The sequence below is a fragment of the Streptomyces sp. NBC_00271 genome, assembly GCF_036178845.1.
Lineage (GTDB): Bacteria > Actinomycetota > Actinomycetes > Streptomycetales > Streptomycetaceae > Streptomyces.
Map to the genome: position 1 here is coordinate 185798 of NZ_CP108071.1, position 26073 is coordinate 211870.

General features: G+C 68.6%; 21 protein-coding genes and 2 pseudogenes. 13 read left to right on the forward strand and 10 right to left on the reverse strand.

What is annotated here, in order from left to right:
• Positions 1 to 20 precede the first annotated feature (20 nt).
• The 6 genes from OG798_RS55595 to OG798_RS55620 form a co-directional block, all read right to left on the reverse strand.
• The gene (locus OG798_RS55595; protein ID WP_328760587.1) at positions 21 to 617 is read right to left on the reverse strand and encodes an NADPH-dependent FMN reductase; all 597 of its coding nucleotides are present in this window, start codon (positions 615 to 617) and stop codon (positions 21 to 23) included.
• 133 nt (positions 618 to 750) lie between these two features.
• Entirely contained in the window at positions 751 to 1194 is a 444-nt protein-coding gene (locus OG798_RS55600; RefSeq protein ID WP_328760441.1) for a carboxymuconolactone decarboxylase family protein, read from the reverse strand.
• 1108 nt (positions 1195 to 2302) lie between these two features.
• Positions 2303 to 2587, reverse strand: coding sequence for a hypothetical protein (locus OG798_RS55605; RefSeq protein WP_328760444.1), 285 nt, complete (start codon positions 2585 to 2587; stop codon positions 2303 to 2305).
• A 112-nt stretch (positions 2588 to 2699) separates the two neighbouring features.
• Positions 2700 to 3626: an ROK family protein gene (locus OG798_RS55610; RefSeq protein WP_328760446.1), complete on the reverse strand. Its 927-nt coding sequence runs from the start codon at positions 3624 to 3626 to the stop codon at positions 2700 to 2702.
• The gene (locus OG798_RS55615; RefSeq protein ID WP_328760448.1) at positions 3623 to 5368 is read right to left on the reverse strand and encodes a class I mannose-6-phosphate isomerase; all 1746 of its coding nucleotides are present in this window, start codon (positions 5366 to 5368) and stop codon (positions 3623 to 3625) included. The genes OG798_RS55610 and OG798_RS55615 overlap by 4 nt, the downstream gene beginning before the upstream one ends.
• A gap of 20 nt (positions 5369 to 5388) precedes the next feature.
• Positions 5389 to 6441, reverse strand: coding sequence for an aldo/keto reductase (locus tag OG798_RS55620; RefSeq protein ID WP_328760450.1), 1053 nt, complete (start codon positions 6439 to 6441; stop codon positions 5389 to 5391).
• Positions 6442 to 6694: 253 nt separating this feature from the next.
• On the opposite strand from OG798_RS55620, the gene OG798_RS55625 reads away from it, so the two are divergent.
• The 6 genes from OG798_RS55625 (at position 6695) to OG798_RS55650 (ending at position 15430) form a co-directional block, all read left to right on the forward strand.
• The gene (locus tag OG798_RS55625) at positions 6695 to 7552 is read left to right on the forward strand and encodes a FadR/GntR family transcriptional regulator (protein WP_328760452.1); all 858 of its coding nucleotides are present in this window, start codon (positions 6695 to 6697) and stop codon (positions 7550 to 7552) included.
• A gap of 91 nt (positions 7553 to 7643) precedes the next feature.
• Positions 7644 to 10949, forward strand: coding sequence for a discoidin domain-containing protein (locus OG798_RS55630; RefSeq protein ID WP_328760453.1), 3306 nt, complete (start codon positions 7644 to 7646; stop codon positions 10947 to 10949).
• Between the two features lie 107 nt (positions 10950 to 11056).
• The gene (locus OG798_RS55635; protein WP_328760455.1) at positions 11057 to 12157 is read left to right on the forward strand and encodes an enolase C-terminal domain-like protein; all 1101 of its coding nucleotides are present in this window, start codon (positions 11057 to 11059) and stop codon (positions 12155 to 12157) included.
• A 38-nt stretch (positions 12158 to 12195) separates the two neighbouring features.
• Complete coding sequence (locus OG798_RS55640) at positions 12196 to 13581, forward strand: ABC transporter substrate-binding protein (protein WP_328760456.1); 1386 nt, start codon at positions 12196 to 12198, stop codon at positions 13579 to 13581.
• Positions 13578 to 14513 carry a carbohydrate ABC transporter permease gene (locus OG798_RS55645; protein WP_328760457.1) on the forward strand — a complete coding sequence of 312 codons (936 nt, stop codon included), beginning with the start codon at positions 13578 to 13580 and terminating at the stop codon, positions 14511 to 14513. The genes OG798_RS55640 and OG798_RS55645 overlap by 4 nt, the downstream gene beginning before the upstream one ends.
• On the forward strand, positions 14510 to 15430 hold the full coding sequence (locus tag OG798_RS55650) for a carbohydrate ABC transporter permease (protein WP_328760459.1): 921 nt from the start codon (positions 14510 to 14512) through the stop codon (positions 15428 to 15430). Before OG798_RS55645 ends, OG798_RS55650 begins: the two co-directional genes overlap by 4 nt.
• A 119-nt stretch (positions 15431 to 15549) precedes the next feature.
• Here the strand turns inward: OG798_RS55650 and OG798_RS55655 are convergent, their stop codons facing one another.
• Genes OG798_RS55655 through OG798_RS55665 form a run of 3 tightly spaced genes read right to left on the reverse strand, consistent with a single transcriptional unit; the run spans position 15550 to position 17831 of the window.
• A complete protein-coding gene (locus OG798_RS55655) occupies positions 15550 to 15777 on the reverse strand; it encodes a non-oxidative hydroxyarylic acid decarboxylases subunit D (RefSeq protein WP_328760462.1) in 228 nt (75 codons plus the stop codon).
• 19 nt (positions 15778 to 15796) lie between these two features.
• On the reverse strand, positions 15797 to 17221 hold the full coding sequence (locus OG798_RS55660; RefSeq protein WP_328760463.1) for a non-oxidative hydroxyarylic acid decarboxylases subunit C: 1425 nt from the start codon (positions 17219 to 17221) through the stop codon (positions 15797 to 15799).
• Between the two features lie 13 nt (positions 17222 to 17234).
• A complete protein-coding gene (locus OG798_RS55665; RefSeq protein WP_328760589.1) occupies positions 17235 to 17831 on the reverse strand; it encodes a non-oxidative hydroxyarylic acid decarboxylases subunit B in 597 nt (198 codons plus the stop codon).
• Positions 17832 to 17919: 88 nt separating this feature from the next.
• Between OG798_RS55665 and OG798_RS55670 the strand changes: the two genes are divergently transcribed.
• Complete coding sequence (locus OG798_RS55670; RefSeq protein ID WP_328760465.1) at positions 17920 to 18819, forward strand: helix-turn-helix transcriptional regulator; 900 nt, start codon at positions 17920 to 17922, stop codon at positions 18817 to 18819.
• 227 nt (positions 18820 to 19046) lie between these two features.
• Positions 19047 to 19724 (forward strand): SpcZ, encoded by a 678-nt coding sequence (locus OG798_RS55675; RefSeq protein ID WP_328760467.1) that lies wholly within the window; start codon positions 19047 to 19049, stop codon positions 19722 to 19724.
• A gap of 121 nt (positions 19725 to 19845) precedes the next feature.
• Here OG798_RS55675 and OG798_RS55680 read toward each other — a convergent pair.
• Positions 19846 to 20391: pseudogene (locus OG798_RS55680) on the reverse strand (TauD/TfdA dioxygenase family protein); the annotation flags it as partial.
• A 514-nt stretch (positions 20392 to 20905) separates the two neighbouring features.
• On the opposite strand from OG798_RS55680, the gene OG798_RS55685 reads away from it, so the two are divergent.
• The 5 genes and pseudogenes from OG798_RS55685 to OG798_RS55705 form a co-directional block, all read left to right on the forward strand.
• Entirely contained in the window at positions 20906 to 21910 is a 1005-nt protein-coding gene (locus tag OG798_RS55685; protein ID WP_443054277.1) for an AMP-binding protein, read from the forward strand.
• A gap of 195 nt (positions 21911 to 22105) precedes the next feature.
• A complete protein-coding gene (locus tag OG798_RS55690) occupies positions 22106 to 22900 on the forward strand; it encodes an oxidoreductase (RefSeq protein WP_328760470.1) in 795 nt (264 codons plus the stop codon).
• 466 nt (positions 22901 to 23366) lie between these two features.
• The gene (locus OG798_RS55695; RefSeq protein WP_328760471.1) at positions 23367 to 23978 is read left to right on the forward strand and encodes an FMN-dependent NADH-azoreductase; all 612 of its coding nucleotides are present in this window, start codon (positions 23367 to 23369) and stop codon (positions 23976 to 23978) included.
• A 401-nt stretch (positions 23979 to 24379) separates the two neighbouring features.
• Positions 24380 to 24955, forward strand: a complete 576-nt coding sequence (locus OG798_RS55700; RefSeq protein ID WP_328760472.1) for a TetR/AcrR family transcriptional regulator — start codon at positions 24380 to 24382, stop codon at positions 24953 to 24955.
• Positions 24956 to 25812: 857 nt separating this feature from the next.
• Positions 25813 to 26016 (forward strand): annotated as a pseudogene (locus OG798_RS55705) (alpha/beta hydrolase); the annotation flags it as partial.
• Between the last annotated feature and the right edge of the window lie 57 nt (positions 26017 to 26073).

The window sequence follows — 26073 nt, forward strand, 5'->3', positions numbered from 1 at the left end:
CCCAGAGTCGGCCGCCTGCGTCATCCCCCGCCGATGCTGACGGCCGTGGCTACCTGGCGCAGCCGTCTCAGAGCCCCGCTCACCCGGATCAGCTCGCCGAACATGGCTTTGGCTGAGACGGACATGACGTCGTTCGGGACGACGTTGCCGTCGTCATCGAGGAACTGGCGGACAAAGGGCAGGGCAACCGCCTCAACAACCGGGGCCATCTTGAGCGCGGTGACGACTTGCTTGATCATTTGAGCAGCCCGGGTGCCGGCTGCGACACCGCCGTAACTGACCAGGCCGACCGGTTTGTACCGCCATTCCTGGTACAGATAGTCAATCGCATTCTTCAGTTCTGCGTTGTAGCCGTAGTTGTATTCGGGCATGACGAAAACAAAGGCTTCCGCCTCTGCCACCTTGGCACTCCAGTCGCGTGTGTGCTGATGCGTGTACTGGCCCAGCCTCGGATGATTGGGTTCGTTCATGAAGGGGAGATTCACCTCTCGGAGATCGACCAACTCGATCTCCGAGAAGCCACCGTGCGCCGCCGCCTCCGCTTCGATCCATCCTCCGATCGACAGTCCTACCCGGCCCGGCCGGGTACTGGCCACGATGATCTTTAGTTTGGTCAAGGTTCCTCTCTTCGGATCGCTCACGGTTTACGCGTCATGGGGGCAAAGCTGCTCTAGAACTTCGTCGCGACGTCGGCGGGGACGCGCTTCTGCGCAAAAGCTGGAAGGTCCGCCGACGGCATCTGTGCCCGGGTCACTTCCTCAATGAGGGCTGCATTCCGGTGCTGACCCCGATCCGATTCCACAAGTTGATCGTGCCGATCGCCAGGATGAGATCGGCGATCTCCTTTTCCGTGAAGGCCTGCTCCACCCCAGCCCACACTTCGTCCGGGACACCGCCCTCACCCAGGCGTGTCGCCGCGTCGGTCAGCATGAGAGCGGCCCGTTCCCGCGAGCTGAGGAAGGGGAACTCACGCCACACCGCCACTCCCATAACACGCTGGGTGCTCTCGCCTGCCTTGAGAAGGTCGTGGCTGTGCAAATCGACGCAGTAGGTACACCCGTTCAGGACGGAGGCCCGCAGCCTGACCAGATTGAGCAGCTGATCGTCGACATTCGCCTGGACGTACTTATCCAGACCTATCAGCGCCTGATAACCCTCCGGCGCAACGTGTCCCAACCTCATCCGCCCGCTCATGACGTCACCTTTCGTAGTTCGGTCTTGCACTCCATGCGACCGCCGCCAGGACGTGAACGACGTCAATGATCAACGTGACCACGAAGCCGACTCCAACGCCCTGGGCCGCAGAACGATGCCGGAGGGCGGCTCAGGAACCGGGACTCCAGAGCAGCGGATAAGCCCCGGCCCTCGCCGATGCGATACACGATGCTGATACCGACGGCGCCGTCGCTTGGGTCATCTGACTGCTGTTCCGCAGCCTCGTCCGCGGAAGCGGGTTGCGTTAGGGCGAGGAAGTATTCCGGTGGCTGGCCCTGGCGGGCGGCTCATCTCGCCCAACTCCCGCTTCCCGCAGGAAGTTGCAGGAGGGCGGCGCCCTGCGCGCGGCAGCCCTTCCCAGCTATGCGCCTCCGGACATCCGCCGCGAGCAGCAGCAGCCGTTCGGCATCGGCCGGGTCGGGAGACAACTCGGCGGCGCGCTCCAGTCGGCCGCGTCAGGCGCCGTGCAGGAGGGCGATGGTGGGTTTAGCGGCGGTCCGGGCGTGCGCGGAGGGGACGGCTGAGGCGGTCGTGCCCAGGCCGGCGGCGCGGGCGGGTGAGGCGGTGGTTGAACACGGGGTTTCTCCTTCTGTGGTGCGGGGCGGACGGAAGGTCCGCGAGTGGTGGTCGTGGGGCGGTTTCACATCGGGGAGGCGGCCACCCCGCGGCCTTGGGGGCCAAACGCAAGAGCGGGGCAGGTGCGCACGCTCAGGCGCGGCTGAGGCTGTGACCAGCGGCCCAGTCGAGGGCGTAGTCGGCGGCTTCCTGCCACCCGTCCTGGCCGGTGATGAAGTGGGAGCGGCCGGGAAACCCCTGGTACTCCGTGACGGCCGGGGAGTTGCGGCACAGGCGCCGATTGGCCTTGCTAACCTCAGCCGCGATGTGGTCGGCATCGCCAGCGGTGAACAGCAGCGGCGCTCGTCGCCGGTTGCAGAGGTTGATTTTCGTGGCGGCGCGGGGCTTGAAGTCGGCGAAGGCCCCTGGAAGGGCACACGTGCCGATCCGGGCACCTCACAGCGCTCATAGACGGCCGCGGGTTCCTCTTCGCTGAGGGTTTTGGTGAAGCCGTAGTGGAACTGACTCGGCGTCAGCGCGATGGCCTTTTCTTGTTGGCGGGGTTGCCCAGGACCGGCCAGGCCGACTTCAGGGTGGAGAACGGCAGCGGGAGCACGCCCTTAACGGGGGCCGAGTCGATGGCGCCGCCGAAGGAATGTCCGATGATCACGTGCGCCTCGGGGGCGCGTCTGATCTCTTCGACCTCGCAGTCAAGGTCCGGCCAGGACGGGGCGATGACCCGGTAGCCCTGCATCGGGTAGCGCTGAGCCCCCTTCTCCCAACTGCGAGGGGTCGTCCAGAGCCTGTGGATGAGCACGACCGAGTCGGCCGCTACACCGACTGACTCGCCCGCGGACATTCAGTGGCATAGGCATGCCGCGGACGAAGCCTGGCATTCCCCTCGCAAGCAGTGCGGCTGCGCGAGCCGCTCAAGGCGTTCGCAGGTGGCCGCGCGCCGCTACGGGGGCAACCATCGCTGCTCCGACCAATGCGGCGTCCCGCGGATTGGCCGCCTGCCGTACTTCCGGCAGCGGCGGCCCGGCGGTCCGCAGGCCGCGGGTAAAGGGGTCCGCGATCAGGTCCCAGGCCCCGGTGATGGAACCGCCCACCACCAGCACCGAGGCGCCGAAACCGACGATCCACGGGCCGAGCGCGCGGCCCAGGGCCTCGAAGGCCTCGCCCAGTACGGCACGGGCCGGGCCGGACCCGGCCCGTGCCTGTTCGGCCACCTCACGCACCCCCTCCACCGCGGCCGCGGCCTTCGGTCCTGCCAGAGCCGTGAACCGCTGGACTATGGCGCGGCTGGAGATGGTGTCCTCCAGCGGCCGCCCATCGACGCGCAGGAGGTCGACACGGCCTTCGGAGGGAACGAGTGGGCCGGAGCAGACGAGCCTTCCATCGCGGAGGAAAGCCGAGCCCACCCCGGTACCGAGCGTGATTCCCACGGCGCGGCGGTGTCCCGCCGCAGCTCCGACGGCGGCCTCGCCGAGCAGGAAGGAGTGGGCGTCGTTGACGAAGGCCGCGGCGGTCATCCGCTCCCCGAGGGTGCCCCGGAGCGCCCGGCCGAGATCCATCCCGTACAAGGCGTCGAACTTCCCGACGCCGCGGTACCACGCCACCCCGGTGGCGTAGTCGAAGGGGCCGGGCAGGGCGATGCCCCAGGCGGAGGCCGCGGTGGGCAGCAGCGCGGCGCAGCCGGCGACGCTGTCCACGATCTCCCGTGCGTCGCCTTGGGGCGCGACGGGCATGCGTCGGTGCGTGCCCGGCCGGATCACGCCGGCAACCGGGTCTACGAGGGCGGCCGAGACATGGCTGCCGCCGAGTTCGAGGACGGGGATGTCCGCAGGGAGTCTCACCGGAGCAGCGCCTTCACCACCCGGGCGCCACCCGCCCCCAGCGGTGTGAGGGTGTAGCCCCCCACCGTGGCTGGCAGGACCACCGTCTCGGCGTAGGCCAGTCGCAGGCGGTGCCCGCTGTGGGTCTCGATCAGGGCGCCGCCGCCTTCGACCACGTTGAGGATGTGGAAGCGGTCCATGGTGTCGTCCTCGGCGCGGCTGCCGGGCCCGAGCACCGTGCGCCGTACCTCGAAGAACATCTCCGACAGGGCGCCGACGACCTCCTCGCGCCACCCGTGGCCCTCGCGCAGGGTCCGTGGGCGCTGGATGAGGGTGTCGGGGACGGCGGCGCCCGAGCGCTCGCGGTCGAGGTTACGGAAGGCGTGGTCGACGTGGACGGGGCGCTGCGCACCCTCGGCGTCCTTGCGGAGCCAGTCGTAGAAGCGCAGCGAGTACAGGTACGGGGTGGCGCTGATCTCCAGCACCACATTGCCGCGCCCGCTCCCGTGGGGTGTGCCGGCGGGGATCAGGAACAGCTGGTGCGCCTTTGCGGGGAAGGCACCCACGTAGCGCTCGATGTCGAAGGGTCGGCCGTGCTCGTTCGCCGCATGCGCCTCGCTCTCGAAGCGCTCCAGGTCGGCGCCCTCGCGTAGGCCGAGATAGACCTTGGCGTCTTGGCCGCCGGTCATCACGTAATAGGTCTCGTGCTGGGTGTAGGGCCAGCCGAACACCTCGCGCATGTAGTCGGACCGGGGGTGGCAGTGGACGGAGAGGCTGCCGCCGTCGACCGTGTCCAGGTAGTCGAATCGCAACGGGAAGGAGGTGCCGAAGGTGCGGTGCCCGGGTTCGCCCATGATCTCGCGGGGGTGCAGGCCGACCAGTACCTGGAAGGGAACCTCCACCTGGGCCTCGGGGCCGTCACCGATCAGCACACCGGATTCGGGGGCGATGAGTTCGTAGCCGAGGGCGGTGTTTCGGGCGTGGGGGTTCATACCGAGGGTGCGCTGGGCCCAGTGGCCGCCCCAGGAGGTGGAGTTGAAGGTGGGGCGGGTGCGGAAGGGGCGGGTGGCCAGCTGGGCGGCGGTGCGGCGCAGGGTCTCGCCGTCCAGGGAGGCAGGGCCCTGGGCGTCCTGTAGGTCGAGCCAGCGGTCGATGCGGGGCGCGAGGGTCTCCCGGTGCCGGTCCAGCAGCGGCCAGTCGATGTAGAACAGCCGCTTGGTGGTGGCTGCTCCGGTGCCCTCGGGCTGGCCCAGGTTCCGGCCGGTGCCCGCGGTGACGGCCGCTTCCGCGTGACGTTTGGGCAGGTCGGCGTACCAGAGGACATCGTGCGGGAGGAGCGCCGCGCCGGGGCCGAGGACGACGGCGAAGCCGGCGTCGGGTCGCGGCGGGTGGGGGAGGCTGTCGAAAAGGTCGGCGAGGGTGCCGTCGGCGAGGGGAGCGAAGTGAGGGTCGTCGGGGAGCCGGGTGGAACGGGTCGCCCTGTCGATCACCTCCCATGGGGCGAAGTGGTCGCGTACGTCCAGGAAGGCCAGGGGCAGGTCCAGTTGTGCCGCGGCTTCGCGCAGGCGCTCGGTGACGGCGCTCCAGTCCAGGATGGCGGGCCCGTCCAGGGCGAGGACGCCCGGTCCGTCCGGCAGAGCGGTGAGGGCGCGGGCCCACCCGCGGTCGACCGTGCCGCCGCAGGGGGACTGGCGGGGGCTGGCGTCGTAGGTGGGAACACCGGCGGAAGGTGTCATGATGGGGCCTGCTGCTTCCTTGATCATGGGGCCGATCGTGGGGTGGATCACGGGGTGCTGCCGGGGATCGCCGGCGGGGCGCCGAAGGTCAGGGGGACTGCCGAAATCGCCGCCCAGTCCTCCGGGCTCAGGTCCTCTGCTGCCCGGCGGGCGGCGGACCGTGCCTGCGCCGCCGAGCGGGCGCCGGCCACGACGCAGGCCACGGCCGGGTGGCGTAGCGGGAACCGCAGGGCGGCGTGCGGCAGGGCGACCTGCCGCCGTACGCAGACCTCGGCCAGGGCGCGTGCGTCCCTGAGCACCGCAGCGGGGGCGGGTCCGTAGTCGAAGAACGCGTCGTTCGACGGCCAGGGGGTGGCAAGCACACCGGAGTTGAAGGGAGCCGCGGCGATCACCGAGACTCCGTGTTCGACACAGAGGTCGAGCAGCGGTCCGGCGGAGCGGTCCACGAGTGTCCACCGGCCGGCCACCATGACGGCGTCCACGTCGGTCTCGCTGACGATCCTCATCAGTGGGGCGACAGTGTTCATCCCCGCCCCGATGGCTCCGATCACGCCCTGGTCGCGCAGCTCCGCCAGGGCGGGCAACGCCTGATCGATCGCGGTGTCCATGTGGTCGTCAGGGTCGTGGACGAGGACGAGGTCGACCCGGTCCAGCCCGAGTCTGCGCAGGCTGCCGTCCAGGCTGCGCAAGACTCCGTCGCGCGAGTAGTCCGGCTGCCTGGTGAGCGTGTCGGGTACGGCGAAACCACCGACGCGGACGTCGGAACCGTTGCGCGCGGGGTTGGGCACCAGCAGCCGTCCCACCTTGGTCGAGACGGTGAACCGCGCTCGTGGGCGGCCCGCCAGGGCGGCGCCGAGGCGGCGTTCCGACAGTCCGAGGCCGTAGTGCGGTGCGGTGTCGAAGTACCGGACTCCGCACTCCCAGGCGGCGTCGACGGTGGCCTCGGCCTCGTCCTCGTCCAGTGGGGAGTGGAGGTTGCCCAGAGGCGCGGCACCGAGGCCGAGGCGGCTGACGTGGACGTCGGTGGCGCCGAGGCGGCGGGAGTCGGAGTGTCGGCGGTGCGGATCGCGGGGTTCGCGGGGGTGGGCGTAGTGCTTCAACGGCTGCGCCTCTCGGTGGCGTTGGAGCCCGATGCTTCCGAAGCATCTGCTTCATCCGGCGCGAGGACGATACGTATGGGGTCGCGATGGACGCAACGGCCGGAACCAAAGAATCGGCCTGTCTGCGAATACGGCGTCACTTGACCACAGGCGCCGGATTTCTCTCGACCGGATGCTTCCCATCCAGTAGGCCCGGTGCCATAGTTGCCGCGCCGATAGATCTGAAGCATTCGAGCCGCGAGGAGATCGTCCGGTGCCAGACGTGCCCACCCCCGGTGCCGCAGGAGCGAGTGACCCGACGGACCGCTACCGCCCCGGGTACGAACTCGTCGCGGAGCAGTTGCTGACGTACATCGCCGAGCAGAACCTGCTGCCCGGCGACCGGCTTCCCACGGAACAGGGCCTCGCGGAAGTCCTGGGCGCGTCCCGCAACGTCACCCGTGAGGCCGTCAAGGTCCTGGCCGCGATCGGCCGGCTGAGCGTCCGCAAGGGCGCCGGTATCTTCGTCGCCGCCTCGACCAGCGCGCTGGCCGACGGCCAGCTCGCTCACTTCCAGCCCACCAGCATGGAGCACCTGCTGATGCTCCTCGACTACCGCCGCCTGATCGAGGCCGAGACGGCGCGGCGTGCCGCGGCGCTCGCCACCCCGATCGAGGTGCGTGCCATACGCGAGCACGCTCAGGACTCACTCGCGGCCGCCCGGACCGGGGACGTTCAGGCGTTCGCCCGCGCGGACGCCCTGTTCCACGACGCGGTCGGCGTCGCCGCGCACAACGTGTTCCTGCGTTCGAGCGTCGCCAACATTCGCCGCTTCGCTGCCCAGTCGGACGTGCTGCTCTTCCACGGAGACGTCCCCGGGTCGATCGAGGTGGCCGGCAACCAGCACCTCGCCGTCGCCGAGGCCATCGCTGCGGGCGAGGCCGAAGCCGCTGTGGAGCAGATGACCGCCCATATCGGGACCACCCAGGCTCAATTCGAGCGTAAGATCCGCGACCGGCTCTTCACCATGTCCGACCGCGCGGGCGCGCAGCAACCGGCACCCGCCCCCGCGCCCGCACGGTCGTCGCGGGGCGCGACCCCGCCCCCTGGTACGCAGAGCTCCGCGTCCTGACCGGTCCTCGCGCCATCGAGCGACCCAAGCGACCCACCCGTACGACGGGCGGAGACCCACCTTCCCCCCCGGCACGTGATTGGAACTTTCAGTGTCGAGAATTCCTGTCTTCCTCCGCGCCCTGGCGCGGAGAACCACCGCCATCGCCGCCATATCCGTCGCTGTCACCGCCCTCGTCCCGCCGGGCACCGCCGCCGCGGCTCGAACTTCCGTTGCGCCCCCGGCCCTCAGCGTCTACGTCTCCCCTTCCCAGGGCCGCGACAACTGGCCCGGCACCCAGGCCCGTCCGTTCCGAACCCTGCAGGGCGCCAGGGCGCACGTCCGCCTGATCAACCGGGACATGCACCGCGACATCCATGTCGAAATGCTCGGCGGCACCTACCAGCTCACCGACACCTTCGAGCTGACCAGTGCCGACTCCGGCACCAACGGGCACCGCGTGGTCTACGAGGCGGCAGCGGGCGCCCACCCGGTCATCAGCGGCGGCACCGCCGTCACCGGCTGGAAACCGGCCGACGCCGGCCACCGGATCTACGAGGCCCATGTCGGCGACCTCGACTTCCGCCAGATGTACGTCAACGGCGAACCGCAGACCCGTGCCCGCGGGCCCGAGAACCCGTCGGGCTTCTCCAAGACCGCGACCGGTTACACCGTCACCGACACCTCCCTCGCCGGCTGGAAGAACCAGTCCGACGTGGAAGTCGTCAGCGCCTGGGGCTGGATGCTCTACCGCTGCCCCGTCAAGTCGATCAGCACCACGACCATGACGATGCAGCAGCCCTGCTTCCACAACGCCAACCTCCACCAGGGCCAGGAGATCCAGAACCCGACCTGGCTCGAGAACGCCCGCGAACTGCTGGACACCCCGGGGGAGTGGTACCTCGACAAGAGCGAGGGCGAGCTCTACTACATGCCCAAGCCCGGCCAGGACCTCGCGACCGCGGCCGTAACGGTGCCCCGCGTCCAGGATCTGGTGGACCTGAACGGCACCGTCGACCACCCCGCGTCCGATGTGACCTTCCGGGGCATCACCTTCTCCTACTCGACCTGGCTCGATCCCAGCTCCGACGACGGTCTCGTCGAGGGCCAAGCCGGCTTCCGCATCATCGGGAACGACAACCCCGACTTCGACTCCACCCGCCTGAAGTGGGTCAAGACCCCCGGCGCCGTCAACGTCGGCTACGGACGCGGAATCTCCTTCGAGGACTCCGTCTTCACCCACCTCGGTGCGGTGGGCCTGAACCTCGACACCGGTACCCAGGGCACCACGATCACCGGCAACGTCTTCAAGCAGATCGCCGCGACCGGCATCCAGATCGGCGGCACCGACGTCATCGACCACCACCCGGGCGACCCCCGCTCGATCACAAAGGACAACACCGTCCGCGACAACGTCGTCACGGCTGTCGCCGACCAGTACCGCGGCTCGCTCGGCATCCTCGCCGGCTATACCGACCACACCGTCATCACCCACAACAAGGTGTACGACCTGCCCTACAGCGGCATCTCCGTCGGCTGGGGCTGGGGCCTCACCGACCAGGGCGGCGACAGCAACTATCCGGGCAACTCCGGGGTCCCGGTGTACGACACGCCCACCACCAGCCGGGACACCCTCGTCACCGACAACGAGATCAGCGACATCATGAAGCACCAGGCCGACGGGGGCGCCATCTACACCCTGAGCGCCGACCCCGGCGGCGTGGTCTCCGGCAACTACATCCACAAGGTCCCGGCACTGGCCTACGGCGCCATCTACCAGGATGAGGGAAGCCGTTACTGGCACACCACCGGCAACGCCATCTGCGACGTGTCGTACCAGTGGCTGCTGCTGAACCACGGCCTGGACATCACCGCCGAACACAACTTCACCTCTCAGGCCGCCTACTCGGCACAGTTCAACAGCACCGGCAGCACCGTCCGCGACAACCCGACCGTCGACGGCTGTGACCAACTACCCGCCTCGATCGTCGACAACGCGGGCCTCGAACTCGCCTTCCGCCACCTCGATCCCGATCCCGCCTCCGACGACCACACCGCACCCACCGCGCCCGGCACGCCCACCGCGGACACCGACTTCCCGACCGTCGCCCGCCTCAGCTGGGACGCCTCCCAGGACAACAAGGGCGTCACCGGCTACTCCGTCTACCGCGACGGCGAGCTGACCGGCGCCTCCACCGGCCCCACCGCCCTGATGACGGGCCTGTCCCCGGGCAGCACCCACTCCTTCACGGTCACCGCCCGCGACGCGGCCGGCAACGAATCCCGCCCCGGACCGCCCGTCACCGTCACCATGCCCGAGAGCGGCGTGAACGTCGCCCAGGGCAAGGACGCCGCCGCCTCCTCCGCCTTCTCCGCCGACTACGGACCTGGACGCGCCGTGGACGGCGACCCGAACACCCGCTGGGCGCAGGGCCCGGGGCTGCCCGACCCGTCCTGGCTCCAGGTCGACCTCGGTGCCCAGTACGACGTGAGCGGTGCCATCACCACCTTCGAGAAGGCCGGCGGCTACCGCTACCGCATCCAGGTCTCACCCGACGAAGCCCGCTGGTCCACTCTGGACAACCACACCGGCAGCCCCACCAGCGAGGCGACCAGCTACTCCCCGGCCGCCAAGCCCATCGCCGGACGCTATGTGCGTCTCACCGTCACCGATTCCAACCGGATCGGCGGCAGCATCTATGAACTCTCCGTCTACGGAAAGGCCCTGGCCCCCAGCGACGACCACCAGGCGCCCGCTGCTCCCGGGCAGCCCACCGTCGCCCCCGTGCTGCCGACCGCCGCGTACCTGAGCTGGCCAGCCGCCATCGACGACACCGGTGTGACCTCCTACGCGGTTTACCAGGACGGCACCCGCGTCGCCGTCACCGACCGCACCAGTGTGCACGTGGAGAACCTCGCACCCCGCACGCACTACACCTTCACCGTCATCGCCCGTGACGCCGCCCTGAACGCCTCGCCACCCAGCCCCGCCGCCGCCCTCACCACACCCGACGACATCGATCTCGCCCGCGGCAAGGCCGCCACCGCCTCCTCCACCTTCTCCGGCGACTACGGTCCGGAACGCGCCGTGGACGGCGACCCGAACACTCGCTGGGCACAGGGCCCCGGCCTGCCCGACCCGTCCTGGCTCCAGGTCGACCTCGGCGACGTCACCAAGGTGTCGGGCATCGTGACCACCTTCGAGCTGAGCGGCGGCTACCGCTACCGCATGGAGTACTCCGTCGACGGCGTGAACTGGTCGACGCTCGACGACCACACCGCCGACGCCACCACCACCTCGGTGAACACCTCCTACGCCGACTCGCCGGTCTCCGCGCGCTACGTCCGGCTGACCGTCACCAACTCCAGCTCGAACGGCGGCAGTGTTTACGCGCTCCAGGTCTACGGCGGTTTCTGACCCGTAGCCCGCGCTCCTGCCCCGCAGCTCCTCCCCTTCCTCCCCTCCCCTCCCCTCCCCTCCCCTCCCCTCCCCTCCCTTCCTGTCCGTCCGAGCCGAAAGGCAGCATGAAGATCACCCATGTCCAGGTCCATCGCGTCGGGGTACCGGCCGCCGACCCGCCGTTCAGTTGGCGGGACGGACTGAGCGGCAGCGCACCGGTGGGCGACGGCGCGGTCCTGCACATCGGTACCGACGCGGGCGCCGAGGGAGTGGCGCTGTTCGCCCGCCCGGGAGCGGCCGCGATGCTGGAGGACCTGGTCGACCGGGTCTTCCGCGAGGAACTCCTCGGCCAGGACCCACTCCAGCGGGAATGGCTCTGGCACCGGGTCTGGGAAGTCGACCGCATCCAGGAGCTGCCGCTGCCCGCCTTCGGCCTCGTCGACACCGCCCTGTGGGATCTCGCGGGCAGGATGAACGACCAGCCGGTCTGGCAGCTCCTCGGCGGCTTCCGCACCGAGATCCCCGCCTACGCCTCCACGTCCACCTTCGCCTCCACCGAGGAGTTCCTCCACGTCGCCGATCAGTGCCTGGCCGCTGGCTACCGCGGCATCAAACTGCACGCCTGGGGTGACGCCCGCAGGGACGCCGCCCTGTGCCTGGCCCTGCGCGAGCACGTGGGCCCCGACGTACCCCTGATGTACGACGGCTCCGCCGGATTCGACCTGCCCGATGCCATCCACCTGGGCCGGGCGCTCACCGAGGCCAGCTACCTCTGGTACGAGGAGCCGATGCGCGAGTTCAGCATCACCGCGTACCAGCGGCTCGCCGAGTCCGTCGGCGTCCCCCTCCTGGTGGCCGAGACCTCCGACGGCGCCCACATGAACTCGGCGGACTTCATCAACGCGGGCGCCGCCACCTTCGGCGTACGGGTGGGCACCACTCTTCGCGGCGGCATCACCGGGGCCATGCGCACCGCCCACCTGGCCGACGCCTACCGGCTCCGCGCCGAGGTGCACGGCTCCGACATCCCCAACCACCACCTGTGCATGGCCATCTCCAACACCACCTACTACGAGTCGCTCGTCACCGCCACGACGGTCGTGCGCGAGCGCCACGTCGACGACCACGGTCTCGTGCACGCACCCACAGGACCGGGCATCGCGCTTCCCCTCGACTACGCCTACGGCAAGGAACTCAGCCGCTTCGTCGAGTCCGCCGCCGGCTGAACCACCTCGCCCGCAGGTGAGAACAGAAAGGCAAGACAATGACGTCTTCCGCAATCCCGGGCCCCGCCCGCACCCGCCGCAGAACTCTGAGAACCGCCGCCGTCCTCGCCCTCTGCGCGGCCACCGCACTGGCCGGCTGCGCCAGTGCCGACACGTCCTCCTCCAAGGAGGCCGGCACCGGCAAGTTCACCCCGGTCAAGCAGGACGGCACCGCGAAGATCACCGTCTGGGCGGACTCCACCCGGCTGCCCGCCGTGCAGGAGTACCAAAAGACGCACCCCGACGCGAAGTTGAACATCGTCACCTACGACGGCGGCGCCGACGGCTCGACCTATCTCCAGACGAAGGTGCAGCTCTTCGACCGCACCGGCAAGGGCTGGCCTGACGTCGTCTTCGGCACCCCCACCGACGTCACCTGGGCGACCACCCCGACCAAGTCCGGGGCCACTCCCTTCGCGGCCCCCCTCGACCAGGGACTGGTACCGCAGCAGACCCTCGGCAACTTCGCCCACGGTTCCCTGGCACCCTGCCAGGCCGGCGGGCACACCTACTGCCTGCGCAACGACATCGCCCAGGTCGTGCTCTGGTACAACAAAACACAGCTGGACAAGTGGGGTTACCAGGCCCCCACCACCTGGCCGCAGTACCAGGCACTCGGCCTGAAGATCGCCAAGGAGCATCCCGGCTACCTCGTCGGCTCGATCGGGGACACCAACTCCCAGGAGTCCTACCTGTGGTCCAGCCGGTGCCCGGCCTTCGACCTGAAGGGAACCGACCAACTGCGGGTCGCCCTGCAGGACGACAAGTGCACCCGCATGAGCAAGCTGCTCGACTCCCTGATCTCGGCCAAGGCGGTCAGCACGCAGGGCTTCTTCAGCCAGGGCTTCGCCAAGACCAGCGGCCGCAAGGTCGTCATGGCCTACGGCCCCTCCTGGTACGGCCAGTACCTGTTCAACGCCGCCTTCAAGGTGCCCGCGGGCCAGATCGCGGCGGCCCCGCCACTGTCCTGGCCTGGCGAGACGACCCGCGCGACCGGCAACGTCGGCGGCGGCGTGTGGATGGTCTCCTCGCACAGCGCCAACCTCAAGGCGGCCACCGACGTCGTCAGCTGGCTGACGACGTCCGACGCGAACCAGGCGAAGGCCCCGACCTACCCCGCCTACGCACCCGCGGCCAAGGCATGGCTGGCCAACCCCGACATCAAGAAGTACTTCGCCGATGACGTCGCCGATGCCTTCCAGCAGGCCGCCGACGAAGTCTGGACCGGCTGGGGCAACACCCGTTTCAGCGACGCCACCGCCTGGTCCAGCGTCGTCCTCCCGGCGCTGACTTCCGGCAGGTCGCTCACCGCGACACTGCCCGCCTGGCAGTCCGCCATCGCCGACGAAGCCAAGGCCCGCGGCTACAAGGTGACCACGCAGTGACGCTGCTCGACACCCGGCAGACCGCCGGCCCCGTCCCCCGCCCCAGTGTCACACCGCGGCGGGGACGGGCCGGCGGCCCGGCCAGCTACTTCTTCGTCGCGGGCTACACGATCCTGCTGCTCGCCTTCGGCGTCTTCCCCACCGGCTACGCCCTCTACCTGTCGGTGACCAACGATCGGGGCCAGTTCACCGGCGTCAACCAGTTCGTCAAGGTCGCCCAGGACTACCGCTTCGCGCCGGCCTTCACCCACATCGTGGTCTACCTGGCGATGTGGCTGGCCCTGCTCGTCGTACTGACGGTCGTGACCGCCGTCGCGTTGCGCGGCCGCATGCGACCCGGCCTGTCCGCGCTGCTGCGATTCCTCTACTACATCCCGGGGGCGCTGGCCGGCGTGGCGAGCGTCCTGGTCTGGCTGTTCATGCTCGATCCCGACGTCAGCCCCGCCTCCTGGCTGGTGGAAGCGCTCGGCTTCCACACGTTCGCCGCGGTGCTCGCCCCCGGCAACCTCCCGGTGATCTTCGTCCTGATCGCCTTCTGGACAGGCGCCGGCGGCTGGATGGTCGTGATGTACGGGGCACTCAACAACATCCCGGACGAGGTGCTGGAGGCAGCGCGGGTGGACGGTGCCGGGCCGTGGCAGACCGCCTGGCACATCCAGATCCCCATGATCAGGCAGTGGATCGCCTACATGACGATCCTCGCTTTCGCCGGCGGCACCCAGTTGTTCGTAGAGCCCCAGCTCCTGCAGACCGCAAGCCTCGGCCGGGTCGACCCAAGCTGGACGCCCAACCAACTGGCGTACACCTTCGCCTTCCAGCAGGGCGACTTCAACGGTGCCGCCGCCATCTCGGTCTTCCTGCTGGCGCTCGGCCTCATCTGCGCGGGCCTGCTGGTGTCGCGTACCAACATGTTCACGATGGACGAGAAATGACGCTTACCGCTTCCGCCGCTGCCCGGTCCCCAGCCGTACGACGCCGGGCGCCCTCCCGTGCCCTGTCCGTGCTCGTCATCGGGGTGCTGCTCACGGCCCTGGTGGTCTTCTTCGTCCTGCCAGTGCTGTGGCTGCTGCTCGCCCCGTCGAAGACCGCCGATCAGATCATCCGCGACGCGCCGCTGTCCTTCGGGTCCTTCTCCCGCATCAGTACCGCGTGGCGGCACCTGTTCGCCTTCCAGGACGGCGCCATGCTGGTCTGGCTCCGCAACTCCGCGATCTACTCGGGCGCTTCACTGCTGCTCACTCTGCTGACCAGTGTGCCGGCCGGTTACGCGCTGGCACTGACCCGCTTCCGCGGCCGCCGGACCCTGCTCACCATCACGCTCATCACCATGATCATGCCTTCGGCGACGCTGGTGCTGCCGATCTTCCTGGAACTGAACCGCTTCCACCTGATCGGCACGGCCTGGTCGGTCATCCTGCCGTTCTCGTTCTACCCCTTCGGCGTGTACTTGGTGTACATCTACTTCGCGACCAGCCTGCCGCGCGAACTCCTTTCGGCCGCACGCATCGACGGCTGCTCCGAGTGGCAGATCTTCGCCCGAATCGCCCTGCCGCTGGCCAAGCCCGTGGTCGGGCTGGTGGCGTTCTTCAGCTTCGTCGGCAACTGGAACAACTTCTTCCTGCCCTACCTGGTGCTGCCCAACAGCGACCAGTTCCCGGTCCAGGTCGGCCTGAACCAACTACTGTCCTCCACGCCCTCCTTCAACCCGGTCGCCGGCGCCGGCCTGGACATCACGGTGCCGGAGCTGGCCCTCGCCATCATCGTGGCCATCCTGCCGGTCCTTGTGCTCTTCATCTTCTCGCAGCGCACCCTCGTCTCGGGGATGCTCGCCGGCTCGACCAAGGAGTGACCCGGGGTCCTCGACGTATCCAATACATCCCAAGGGAGGCGAAGGCCGGCGGACGTCCGGCGTGGTCGAGCTGGTCGTACCGCACCCGGCAGGCGTGGCCCTCGGCGTGGGCAGCCGGTTCAGCGGGTCTCCAGAGGCGGGATCGCGGGGACCTCCGGGGCGTTGTCGATGTCCGCGGGCGTCATCCGGAGCTCCTGGGGATAGGCCTCGCGCCGGATGCGGCGGGCGGGTTCGGTGGTGCGCCACATGTAGAGGCAGCGGCCGCACTGGAGCACGTCCCAGGCGCCGGGGACCGGGGAGGTGGTGACGGTCTCGACGATGTCGTGCGCACAGCGGGGGCAGATCACGATGGCTCCTGAAGGGGTTTCAGCGGGCGGCGATCAGGGACTGAAGGCGCTTGGTCCACTCCTTGGCCTCCGGCAGATCACGGACCGGCGTACTGAAGTTCCCGCGGTTGTCCGGGGAGACGGGCGTCGTGGCGTCGGTGATCATCTTGCTGGTGATGCCGACCGGGGAGGCGGCCGGTGCCAGTTCCATGACGGACAGGTTCGGGATGATGACGACGTCGTCCTTGGGGTTGACCTTGGCCGACATCGCCCACATCACCTGGGGCAGGTTGAAGGGGTCGATGTCCTCGTCGACGACGATCACCTGGGTGACGTAGCCGAGGCCGTGGGGAGTGGTCATCGCGCGCATGCCGACCGCCTTGGCGAAGCCGCCGTAGCGCTTCTTCGTGGAGATGATCACGGTGAGGCCGTGGGTGTACATCGCGTTGACCGCCTGCACCTCGGGGAACTCGGCGCGCAGTTGCTTCAGCAGCGGGACACAGGTGTTCGGTCCGACCAGGTAGTCCACCTCGGTCCAGGGCATGCCCAGGTAGAGCGATTCGAAGATCGGGTCGGTGCGGTGGGAGACCCGGTCGACGCGGATCACCGGCATCCGCCGTCCGCCGGAGTAATGGCCGGTGAACTCGCCGAAGGGGCCCTCGATCTGGCGCTTGCGGCTCTCGATCACGCCCTCGATGACGACCTCGGAGCCCCAGGGGACGTCGAATCCGGTGAGCGGCGCCGTGGCGATGGGCGCGGGCGCGCCGCGCAGGGCACCGGCCATCTCGTACTCGGACCGGTCGTAGCCCATCGGCATACCGGCCGCGATGGTCATCACCGGATCGTTGCCCAGAGTGATCGCGATGGGCAGGTCCTCGCCGAGGCTCTCGGCCTTGCGCAGATGCAGGGCCACGTCATGCATCGGAACCGGCTGGATGGCGAGCCGACTGCGGCCGATGACCTCGATCCGGTAGATGCCGACGTTCTGCTTGCCGAAGTCGTCCGGGTCCTTCGGGTCGCGGGAGACCACGGCGCCCTTGTCCAGGTAGAAGCCGCCGTCGCCGTCGTTCAGCCGGAACAACGGGAGGATCTGGAACAGGTCGACGTCCGTCCCCTCCACGGTGTTCTCACGCCAGGGCGCGTCCCCGCGTCGCTCGGGCGCGACGGGGAAGGCGTCCCAGCGGCGCGCGAACTCCTCGACCTGGTCCTTGACCGGGGTGCCCGCGGGCAATCCCAGCGCGAGCGCGTGGTTGCGCCAGGAACCGTGGACGTTCATCGCGATCCGGGCATGGGAGAAACCCGTCACGTTGTCGAAGTACAGGGCGGGGGCTCCCTCGCCGATCCGGCCGGCCGCGTTGGCCGCGGCGGCCAGGTCGGGCTCGGGCAGGACCTCCTCGGTGATCTTCAGCAGCTGGCCCTCCTCCTCCAGCGTCGTCAGGAAGCTGCGCAGGTCGTCGTAGGCCATGTCCGGCTCCTTCTCAGGCGACTGGGTGGATGGGGGCGGTCCGGACGGCGCGCATGCCCTCCCAGCGCTTGGCGGCGGGGGCGGGCAGTGCGAGCTGGTCGAGGACACGGACGGTGATGTGATCGACGATGTCGTCGACCGAGGCGGGGTGGTTGTAGAAGGCGGGCATGGGCGGCACGATCCGCACTCCTTTGCGGGCCAGGTCGAGCATGTTCTCCAGATGGATCTCGCTCAGCGGCGTCTCACGCGGTACGAGCACCAGAGGACGCCGCTCCTTGAGCACCACGTCGGCGGCACGGCCGACCAGGCCCTCGCCGTAACCCGCACGGATACCGGCCAACGTCTTCATGGAGCACGGCACAATGACCATGCCGTCGGTCCGGAACGAGCCCGACGCGATGGTCGCCCCCTGATCCTCGGGGTTGTGCACCACGTCGGCGAGATCCGCGACCTCGCGGACACTGCGACCGGTCTCCAGTTCGATGGTGGTCCGCGCCCAGCGACTGAGAATCAGATGGGTCTCCACCTCGGGCAGCTCCGCCAGCCGCTGCAACAGCCGAAACCCGAGCACAGCGCCCGTGGCTCCGGTCATCCCCACGATCAGCCGCACGTCGATCAACTCCTTGCTTCCGGGCTTTCCCTCGCCTTCGACGCTATGGGCCGCGCGGTCGGCCAGAGCGGTAGCCTGGGGACCGGTCATGGGAAAAAACCGACAGCCTTCCGTTGCCGAGGTGTCGTACCGGCCCTCACTGAGCGCGCCCATAGGGATGGACATCCTCGACTTCGCCGAACTGTCCACACGCGGAGACCGGCGGGGATTGGACCTGTCCAGTCCGCTCCGGCCCGCCTTCCACCATCTGATCCACGTCAGGAAGGGCCCGGTCCGGCACACCGTGGACTTCCAGGACCACACACTTGACTCGGGCTCCTGGCTCTGGGTGCGGGCCGGCCAGGTCCACCAGTACGTCCCCCGGGATCACCTCGCCGCGCGGGGCACCATCATCATCTGGCAACCCGGTTTCGTGCCCGCGGAGCCTCCCCACGACGGCTCGCCCATGCTCCTCACCAGCCGGCACGCCCGCTCCGCCGGCCTCGCGCTGCACCACCTCGCCCACGAATACAGCGACCTGGCCTCCATTCCCCTCGACGCCCACATCGAGACACTGCGCCACCTCCTCAGCGTCCTGCTGCTGCGTCTGACCCACGCCTGTCCGGGCCCGGCGTCGCCCGGGTCGGGCGGCGATGTCTTCCGCCGCTTCCGTGCCGCCGTCGAACGCGACTTCGCCGACTCCCACCACGTCAACGACTACGCCGCCGCGCTCGGCTACAGCGTCCGCACTCTGTCCCGCGCCGCCCGCGCCGCGACCGGCTCCACCGCCAAGCAGTACCTCGACGCCCGTATCCTCCTGGAAGCCCGGCGGCTTCTGGTCCACACCGATGCCACCTCCGCCGAGATATCCCGCCGACTGGGCTTCCCGGACCCCAGCGACTTCACGAAGTTCTTCCGGAAACGTGACGGCGCGACGCCACTGCGATTCCGTGCGGTGGCCCGAGGAAGAGCTCGGGGGATGATCTCCACCCCGGCGTCCGTCGAGTAGACCCTCCAGACCCGCTCCGACGCGTCCGCCCACCCTCTCTCCGTCGCTTGGCGGTCGCCCGTTACGGTGAGATGCCCGATGCGGCCGAGACAGGAGAAACATATGAGCAGTGCCCCGGCCGCAGCTGTGCCGTTCGACCAGTTCCTCGCGCAACTGAGCGCCGGCCTGCCTCCCGCCCCGACGGCGACTCGGCGACCAGCCCCGAGCCGCCGTCCTGGCTTCGACAGGTGATCGCCGTGCTGTACGACGGCCAGGATGCCGCCGCCGCGAAGGGCTGGGCGCTGCGCCTTCATGGCGAACTGGAACGCCTCGGTGGCCAGGTGCCCCTCGCTGTGGTGCACGACTGGCACGTCCACGGCGTGGTACCGATGCTGGCCGAGGCGAATGCCCGGCATGGCGGGTCGGCGGAGCCCCAGCAGGTGGTAGGACGGCTGCACACCCGGGCGCTGGCGGGCGAGCACATCTCGGAGGCCGAGTGGAACGCGGCGCTCGTACCGGCGCTGCGGGATGTCTACCGCCTTGCCTACGCCTACGGGGACGCCTTCTCCAATGCCTACGCCGGCGCCCACGCGTACGCGATCGACAACGACTACGGCCAGGAGCGGGCCGACGGGTTCGCCCGCACCTACGCCGAACTCAACACCACCGCCAATGCCCGGTCCTTCGCTGACGCCAACGCCCTGACGCACGCAGGTGCGGCGGCGGACGCCTTCACGGCGGCGGACGCACAAACCTATGCCGAAGCCTGGCCGTTCGCCCATGTGCAGGTTTATGCCCACGCCTGCGCCCACCAGGGCGGGTCGGCGGCCAACGGCCGGACGGCCGACCAGGACGAGCGGCTCCGGGCGACTTACCGACACCTCGCCGACCGGCTCACCGACAGCCTGGCGCGGGCCCCTGCCTGAGCCGGGTGAGTCCGCTCCGGGGGGCCGGTGCCGCCCTGTGGCACCGGCCCCGAAAAACGTTCCCGATGCCGCTTCGACAACCTCACATGCGGTGTCCGGCGAACTCCCGGGGTTCCGCCGTTCAGGCCTGCGGCGGCTGGCCCTTGATGGCGACCCGCTGCCCATAGCGCGCGTGCGGGTAATAGTCCCAGATGGCGTGGTGCTGGACGCAGCGGTTGTCCCAGAACACCAGTGTGTTGGGGGTCCAGCGGACACGGCAGCTCAGCATGGTCCTGTGCGCGACCACGTCGAACAGCATGTCGAGGAGCGCCCTGCTCTCGTCGCCGGACAGCTGCACGATGTGCGAGGTGTAGGCCGGGTTGACGAACAGCAGCTTGCGACCGGTCTCAGGGTGGCATATCACCACTGGGTGTTCGTTCCTGGGCAGGACAGAGCCTGCCGGCGGGGTGTGGCCCTGCCAGGCGACGGCGTCGTCATGGATCGCGGTCAGGTCGTCCAGGAAGATCCTCATGGCCGGCGACAGCATCTCGTAGGCGAGATGCATGTTGGCGAACATGGTGTCGCCGCCGCTGCCGGTCTCCGGGATCCGGGTGATGTAGAGCATCGACCCCAGTGCGAGTTCGGCGTTGGAGGTCCCGTCGGCGTGCCACCCGTGGCCGTCGACGTCGGTGGAGTCCTTGCTCGCGCTGATCTCCAACCCCGTCTCGTCGGTGGATCGGCCACGCAGGTCGACGAGAGTTCGAGGAGCGCTCGGCAGACGGTGTCCTGCGCCGCCATGAAGACCTCTGGATCGGAGTGCTCGGGCACCCGCTGAGGCGGCATCACCGCGAGGACCCGGAGCCCGAGTTCGTGTGCCAGGCGGTAGAAGTCGAGAGCGCCGCGGGTCATGGCCCGGACTATGCCGTCGAACAGCCGACTCGATAGGAAGCCCGGCGGGAACTCACCGCGGACCCGGTAGACCTGCCAGTTCTCCAGAGTGGCGATGAAGTGGGCGCTGAAGCCGAGGGTCGACACCAGCGGGAGGGTCAGCCCGCCGAGGCCGGATACGCCCAGCTCATCCAGGAAGCCCCGGTAGTACCGGTCCGCTTCGGGCTTACGGAACACGCCATCGCCGTCATCCACGCGAACCGGCAGCTCACGACGCACAGTTGGATGCCGCCGCGGAGCGGCTCGCGGGCCGGTTGCGCAGCAAGGGCATCGGTTCGGGAGCGCTCGTCGAGGTGCGGGCGAGCCGAACGGAGCGGCTCCTGGTCGGCCTGCTCGGAGTCCTGAAGGCGGGTGCGGCGTATATTCCGCTCGACCCGGAGTACCCGGCGGAACGGCTCGACTTCATCACCGGCGACACCTGCGCCGTACTGGAGTTGGGAGACGCCGAGCTCTCAGCCGTCACCGAGGACACCGGCGAGCCGAACAAGCCGGCCACCGCGTCGCCGGAACCGGACGACCTGGCCTATGTGATCTACACCTCCGGTTCGACCGGCCGCCCCAAGGGCGTGCAGATCGAACACGGTTCGCTCGTCAACCTACTGCTGGCCATGCGCGACCTGCTCGACGCCCGGCGGGCCCATCGCTGGTTGGCGTCGGCCTCGGCGGCGTTCGACATGTCCGTGCCGGAGCTCTATCTCCCTCTGGTGACCGGCGGCACGATCGTCATGGTGAGCGAGACCCAGACGCGTGAGGGAGCGGCGCTGCGCGAGCTGATCGCCCGGCATGAGGTCACCCACATGCAGGCGACCCCGACCGGCTGGTCGATGCTCCTGGACGTCGGCTTCGACGCGCCCGGCATCACCGCGATCACCGGAGGCGAGGCACTGACCTTGACGCTCGCTCAGCGGTTGCGCCCTAAAGTGGGCAGACTCGTCAACCTCTACGGGCCGACCGAGACGACGGTCTGGTCAATGGCCGACGAGATCGGTCCGGAGACCGACCGGGTGACCATCGGCCACCCGCTGGCGAACACCCGGGTGTACGTGCTCGACGAGCGCCTGACACCCGTACCCGCGAGGCTGCATGACGTCCCGAGACCGCGGAAATGGTCCCAGTCGACCTGCCGCTCCCCATACGGCGGCTTCGGGCCTGCCAGAGGATCGCATGTGACGGCCGTGACCGCGGCGCCGATGGGGACCGCCTCGCCGCTGAGTAAACTCGGCTTCAGCATCCTGAACTGCCGTGACTCCGTTAAGTAACTGGTTGGTCGCGGGATTTCGTCACCCCTTTCCGCAATTCTTGATTGTTTAATCCACAACTTGTTAGGGTTGAGTGCAGAAAGATGTGCGGCATCCCAGGGCCACCCCGATACCGGATCGAGATTCACAATCGGCCCGTGCGGCCGCATCAGAGGAAGCCCCGCGCCCTTCGCCGATCACCCAAGGAGTTGCAGCATGGATCTGAATCTCGCCAACAAGGTCGTCGTCGTCACCGGCGCCAGCCGCGGCGTCGGCCTTGCGACCGTACAGTCCTTCGTCCAGGAGGGCGCGACTGTCGTCGCCGGAGCCCGCACCGTCTCGACGGCATTGCAGGAACTCGCCGCCCATGCTCAAGTGCTGTCCGTCTCGGTGGACCTGGCCACCAGCGCCGGGCCGCAACAGCTCGTCGACGCAGCCGTTCAGCTGTTCGGCGGAGTGGACGTCCTCGTCAACAACGTGGGTGCCGTCAGCCCTCGACTGCAGGGCATCGCCTCCATCACGGACGAACAGTGGCTCGAATCCCTGAATCTGAACCTGATGAGCGCAGTCCGCGCCTCGCGTGCCGCCCTGCCCAGCCTGCTGGAACGCCAGGGCACCATCGTCAACATCAGTTCGGTCAACGCATTCCTCCCCGACCCCGGTGTCGCCGACTACACCGTCTCCAAGGCCGCGCTCACCAACTTCTCCAAGGCGCTCTCCAAGGAGGTCGGCCCCCAGGGCGTGCGCATCAACACCGTCAGCCCCGGCCCGATCACGACCGACATCTGGACCGCAGAGAGCGGCCTGGTCGGCACCATCGCTGCCGCCATGGGGGTCGACATGGAAACGGCGACCGACCAGTTCGTGGCCGAGCTCGGCGGTTTCGCGACGGGCCGCTTCACCCGCCCCGAGGAAGTCGCGGACCTCATCGTCATGATCGCCAGCAGCCGCGCCGGCAACGTCACCGGCGCCGACTTCGTCATCGACGGCGGACTCATCAAAACCCTCTGACCCCTCCTGCATGCTTCGGCCGACCCGGATGGCCTGCCCCCAGACAACGGCCTGCGCACCGGTTATAGACGTTCGGAGCCGATCTCGAAATCGCTCATTGATGCGAGGCGCACTGCGCCGTCCGGTCGGCAAACTGGGGCATGCGGTCACGCAAGACAGAAAGGGCAGCCGCCCCTGCCCTCACCGAGGGCCGGTTACGGCGCCCCTGGGCCGCACAGGTTCCGGTTCACCCCCTTCGCGCACCACTGATGGTTGACCGTTAAACTTTATCGGGTACAGTGAAGGAGTCGGGGCAAGCGAGACCGCCTGACTCCCCGACCGCCCGGCTACTGATGCCGGCCGCGTCACGGCACGCGACGAGCACCCGGGTCGACTCACCATTCGTCCGCTCCCTGCGGCTGCGGCCATTCCATCTCCACATCCTGGTTATGGAATGATCAATCCTGAACGTCTAAGGAAGAGAACTATGCCTCACCTGCTCCACATCGACTCCAGCTCGCGCGGCGCCGACTCCCTCACCCGGCAGATCAGCGCCAGGTATGTCGCCGCCTGGCGCCGGCAGAACCCTGAAGGCACCGTGACCTACCGGGACGTGACCGTAAACGTGCCGAACTTCGTTTCGGCGGACTGGGTCACCGGCGTCTTCGCTCCGGCCGAGCACCACACGCTGCAGACCAAGGCCGCAGTCGACGCATCCTCCGCACTCATCAGCGAGGTGGAGGCCGCCGACGTGCTGGTTCTCGGTGTACCGATGTACAACTTCAATGTCCCTGCGACCTTCAAAGCCTGGATCGACCAGATCTGCATGGCAGGTCGGACCTTCACATACGGCGAGGACGGCCCGCGCGGTGTGCTCGCCGGCAAGAAGGCCGTCATCGCGCGTGCGTCCGGCAGCGACTTCAGCAACCCCGCGTTCGCCCCCATGGACTTCCATGCCCCTTACCTGCGCGGCGTCCTCGGGTTCATCGGCATAACTGATATCGAGTTCATCTCTGTCAGTGGAATGACCCCCGAGCAGGTCAACGCCGGACTCGCCGATGCCGACCAGGCTATTGCCGCGTCCCTCAAGGCTCTCTGACGACTTCGGCCAGGAATAGGGGACCATCCGGCGCGGCAGCCGAGGACGAGTTGCTCGTGCAGCACGCTTCCCTCGGCTGCCGCGTCGTCCGGCTGCTTTCTCAGCGCCGCTGGGATGCCCGGGAACTGCCTCGCAGAACGCTTCCGCCCGCCTCCCGTCAGGCTCTGCTCAGACGAGTGCAGGGCCGATGCCACCTCTTCCGGATGGAAGAACGCGTACGCATCGGCCCACGTGGGAGATACATTCAGCCGGGGCGACGCGGTCTGACGCGCCGGATGGGGCACCCCGCCACGCCCGGCGGCCGACGCGCCGTCGACAGACATGGGCCGACTGACAGGAACCACGCACGAGGGCTGCCGTCGTTCTTGATGATTCAGACCATAACCATTAGCTTGGCGCCCATGGCTCGCCCCCGGGAGTTCGACAGAGACCAGGCGATAGACCGCGCGATGGGTCTGTTCTGGAGCCGCGGATACGGCGCGACCTCCCTGCAGGACCTCACTGCGGAACTCGGCATCGGCAGCGGCAGTCTGTACGCGGCGTTCGGCTCGAAGGAAAAGCTCTACGCCCTGGCCCTCGAGAGATACTGCTCCCACAACTCCGGAGCGCTCATCGCCGAACTGGAGTCGGCTGCCGACGTGCGATCCGCGCTGCGAGCGGCACTCGCGGCCATGGCCGAGGCGGACCTGTGCGACCCCGAACGGGGCTGTTTCCTGGTCAATGCCGCCACTGAGCGCTCTGCCGATCCGGCAACCGTGGACCGCGTCGGAGGGACGCTGCGCCTGGTGGAGAGCTCCATCGCCGGCGCGTTGGAACGGGGGCAGGCGCGTGGGGAACTGTCAGCTGACAAAGACCCCGCAGGGCTGGCCCGGTTCCTCACCACCTTCATCCAAGGGATGCGTCTCATGGGCAAGGCCCGCGTCGGCCGGGAATTCCTGGAGAGTGCTGTCTCCAACGCTCTGACCGTCCTGGACTGAGCAGCCGGTCGGCTTCGTTCTTTTCGGCGGCCAGGGGCTCGGGCTTACGACGGCCCCACTCCATGAGGTAGGCCGGAGCGGAGGTCGTGTCGGAGCTCCGGGCGCCCCTCGCCCGCGTAGCCGACCCCGGCGCGAAGGACGAGGCCGCCTTCAAGCTGAAGGAGGTGCGTCGGTACGGGCCGCGACGGGGCCGCCGATGCGCCTGGACACTCACATACATACGTACAGGGTGCGGCGCAGGACCGCCGGCGATCGTGACGCGCGTCATACCTGCGGGCCAGCAGAAGGTCGTCATCGGACCCTCTCCGCCGTCTCGGGCGTACGAAAGTGCTCGGTCCGCTCGGCCAAGTGTCCAAAAAATCCATCCACCCGCCAGTGACTGCCTGCTTCCGGGAAGAATCGGCGCTCTTTCGCTTGTGTCTCATGACGTCAGCGCGCCTGGCCGTCGCGACACCGGCAGTGGCATGAAGACGAGGAGTTCATGAGAGACGAAGGTGCAGTCGTGGCCGCGAGCGTGAGCAATCCCTGCTGGCCGAGTTCTTGGACGTGCGGGACAGGGCAGTCCCAGATCCCGGGCGGCCAGCGCATGGCTGCGTGCCTCCCTGGTCCGGCCGGTGTGCAGGGCCTCCTCCACCAGGTCGAGCAGGGTCCGTAGGGCCGGCACGGATTGCAGTCACCGAGGGCGATTGAGTTCCCGAGCGAGTAATTCGACTGATCCGAAGTGCACGACTGCCGGACGAATCTAGAGGCATCGCTCAGCACAGCCGACGCAGAGAATCCACCTCAAGGAGCTTCCCATGTCCGACAACTTGCTCCCGTCGTCTTCATCCACGGTCTGTGGCTGCACGCCTCATCCTGAGGACCGCACCGTCCCCGACGTCGTGACCCGGGCCGCGTACAAGCTCTACGGCGACTCAACGGCGGTCACCGACCTCAGGCAGTTCGCCGACCGTGGCCACTCGCTCACCGTCGATGCCGGCTGGCCCACGATCGCGGAATTCATCCTGGGCTGGCTCGCCTCGCAGAACGTCAACCCCAGCACCACGGCCACCCTCGCCTGACCGGGGGACCGTCCCCTGCCCACCTTTATCCCTTCACAGCAGCGTCACGTCCGGGCC

Coding starts and splice junctions, on each gene's coding strand:
- OG798_RS55600 (WP_328760441.1), bottom strand. CDS start 1,194: ATGAGCGGGCGGATGAGGTTGGGACACGTTGCGCCGGAGGGTTATCAG.
- OG798_RS55615 (WP_328760448.1), bottom strand. CDS start 5,368: ATGATCAAGGAAGCAGCAGGCCCCATCATGACACCTTCCGCCGGTGTT.
- OG798_RS55635 (WP_328760455.1), top strand. CDS start 11,057: ATGAAGATCACCCATGTCCAGGTCCATCGCGTCGGGGTACCGGCCGCC.
- OG798_RS55640 (WP_328760456.1), top strand. CDS start 12,196: ATGACGTCTTCCGCAATCCCGGGCCCCGCCCGCACCCGCCGCAGAACT.
- OG798_RS55650 (WP_328760459.1), top strand. CDS start 14,510: ATGACGCTTACCGCTTCCGCCGCTGCCCGGTCCCCAGCCGTACGACGC.
- OG798_RS55660 (WP_328760463.1), bottom strand. CDS start 17,221: ATGGCCTACGACGACCTGCGCAGCTTCCTGACGACGCTGGAGGAGGAG.
- OG798_RS55670 (WP_328760465.1), top strand. CDS start 17,920: ATGGGAAAAAACCGACAGCCTTCCGTTGCCGAGGTGTCGTACCGGCCC.
- OG798_RS55690 (WP_328760470.1), top strand. CDS start 22,106: ATGGATCTGAATCTCGCCAACAAGGTCGTCGTCGTCACCGGCGCCAGC.
- OG798_RS55695 (WP_328760471.1), top strand. CDS start 23,367: ATGCCTCACCTGCTCCACATCGACTCCAGCTCGCGCGGCGCCGACTCC.
- OG798_RS55700 (WP_328760472.1), top strand. CDS start 24,380: ATGGCTCGCCCCCGGGAGTTCGACAGAGACCAGGCGATAGACCGCGCG.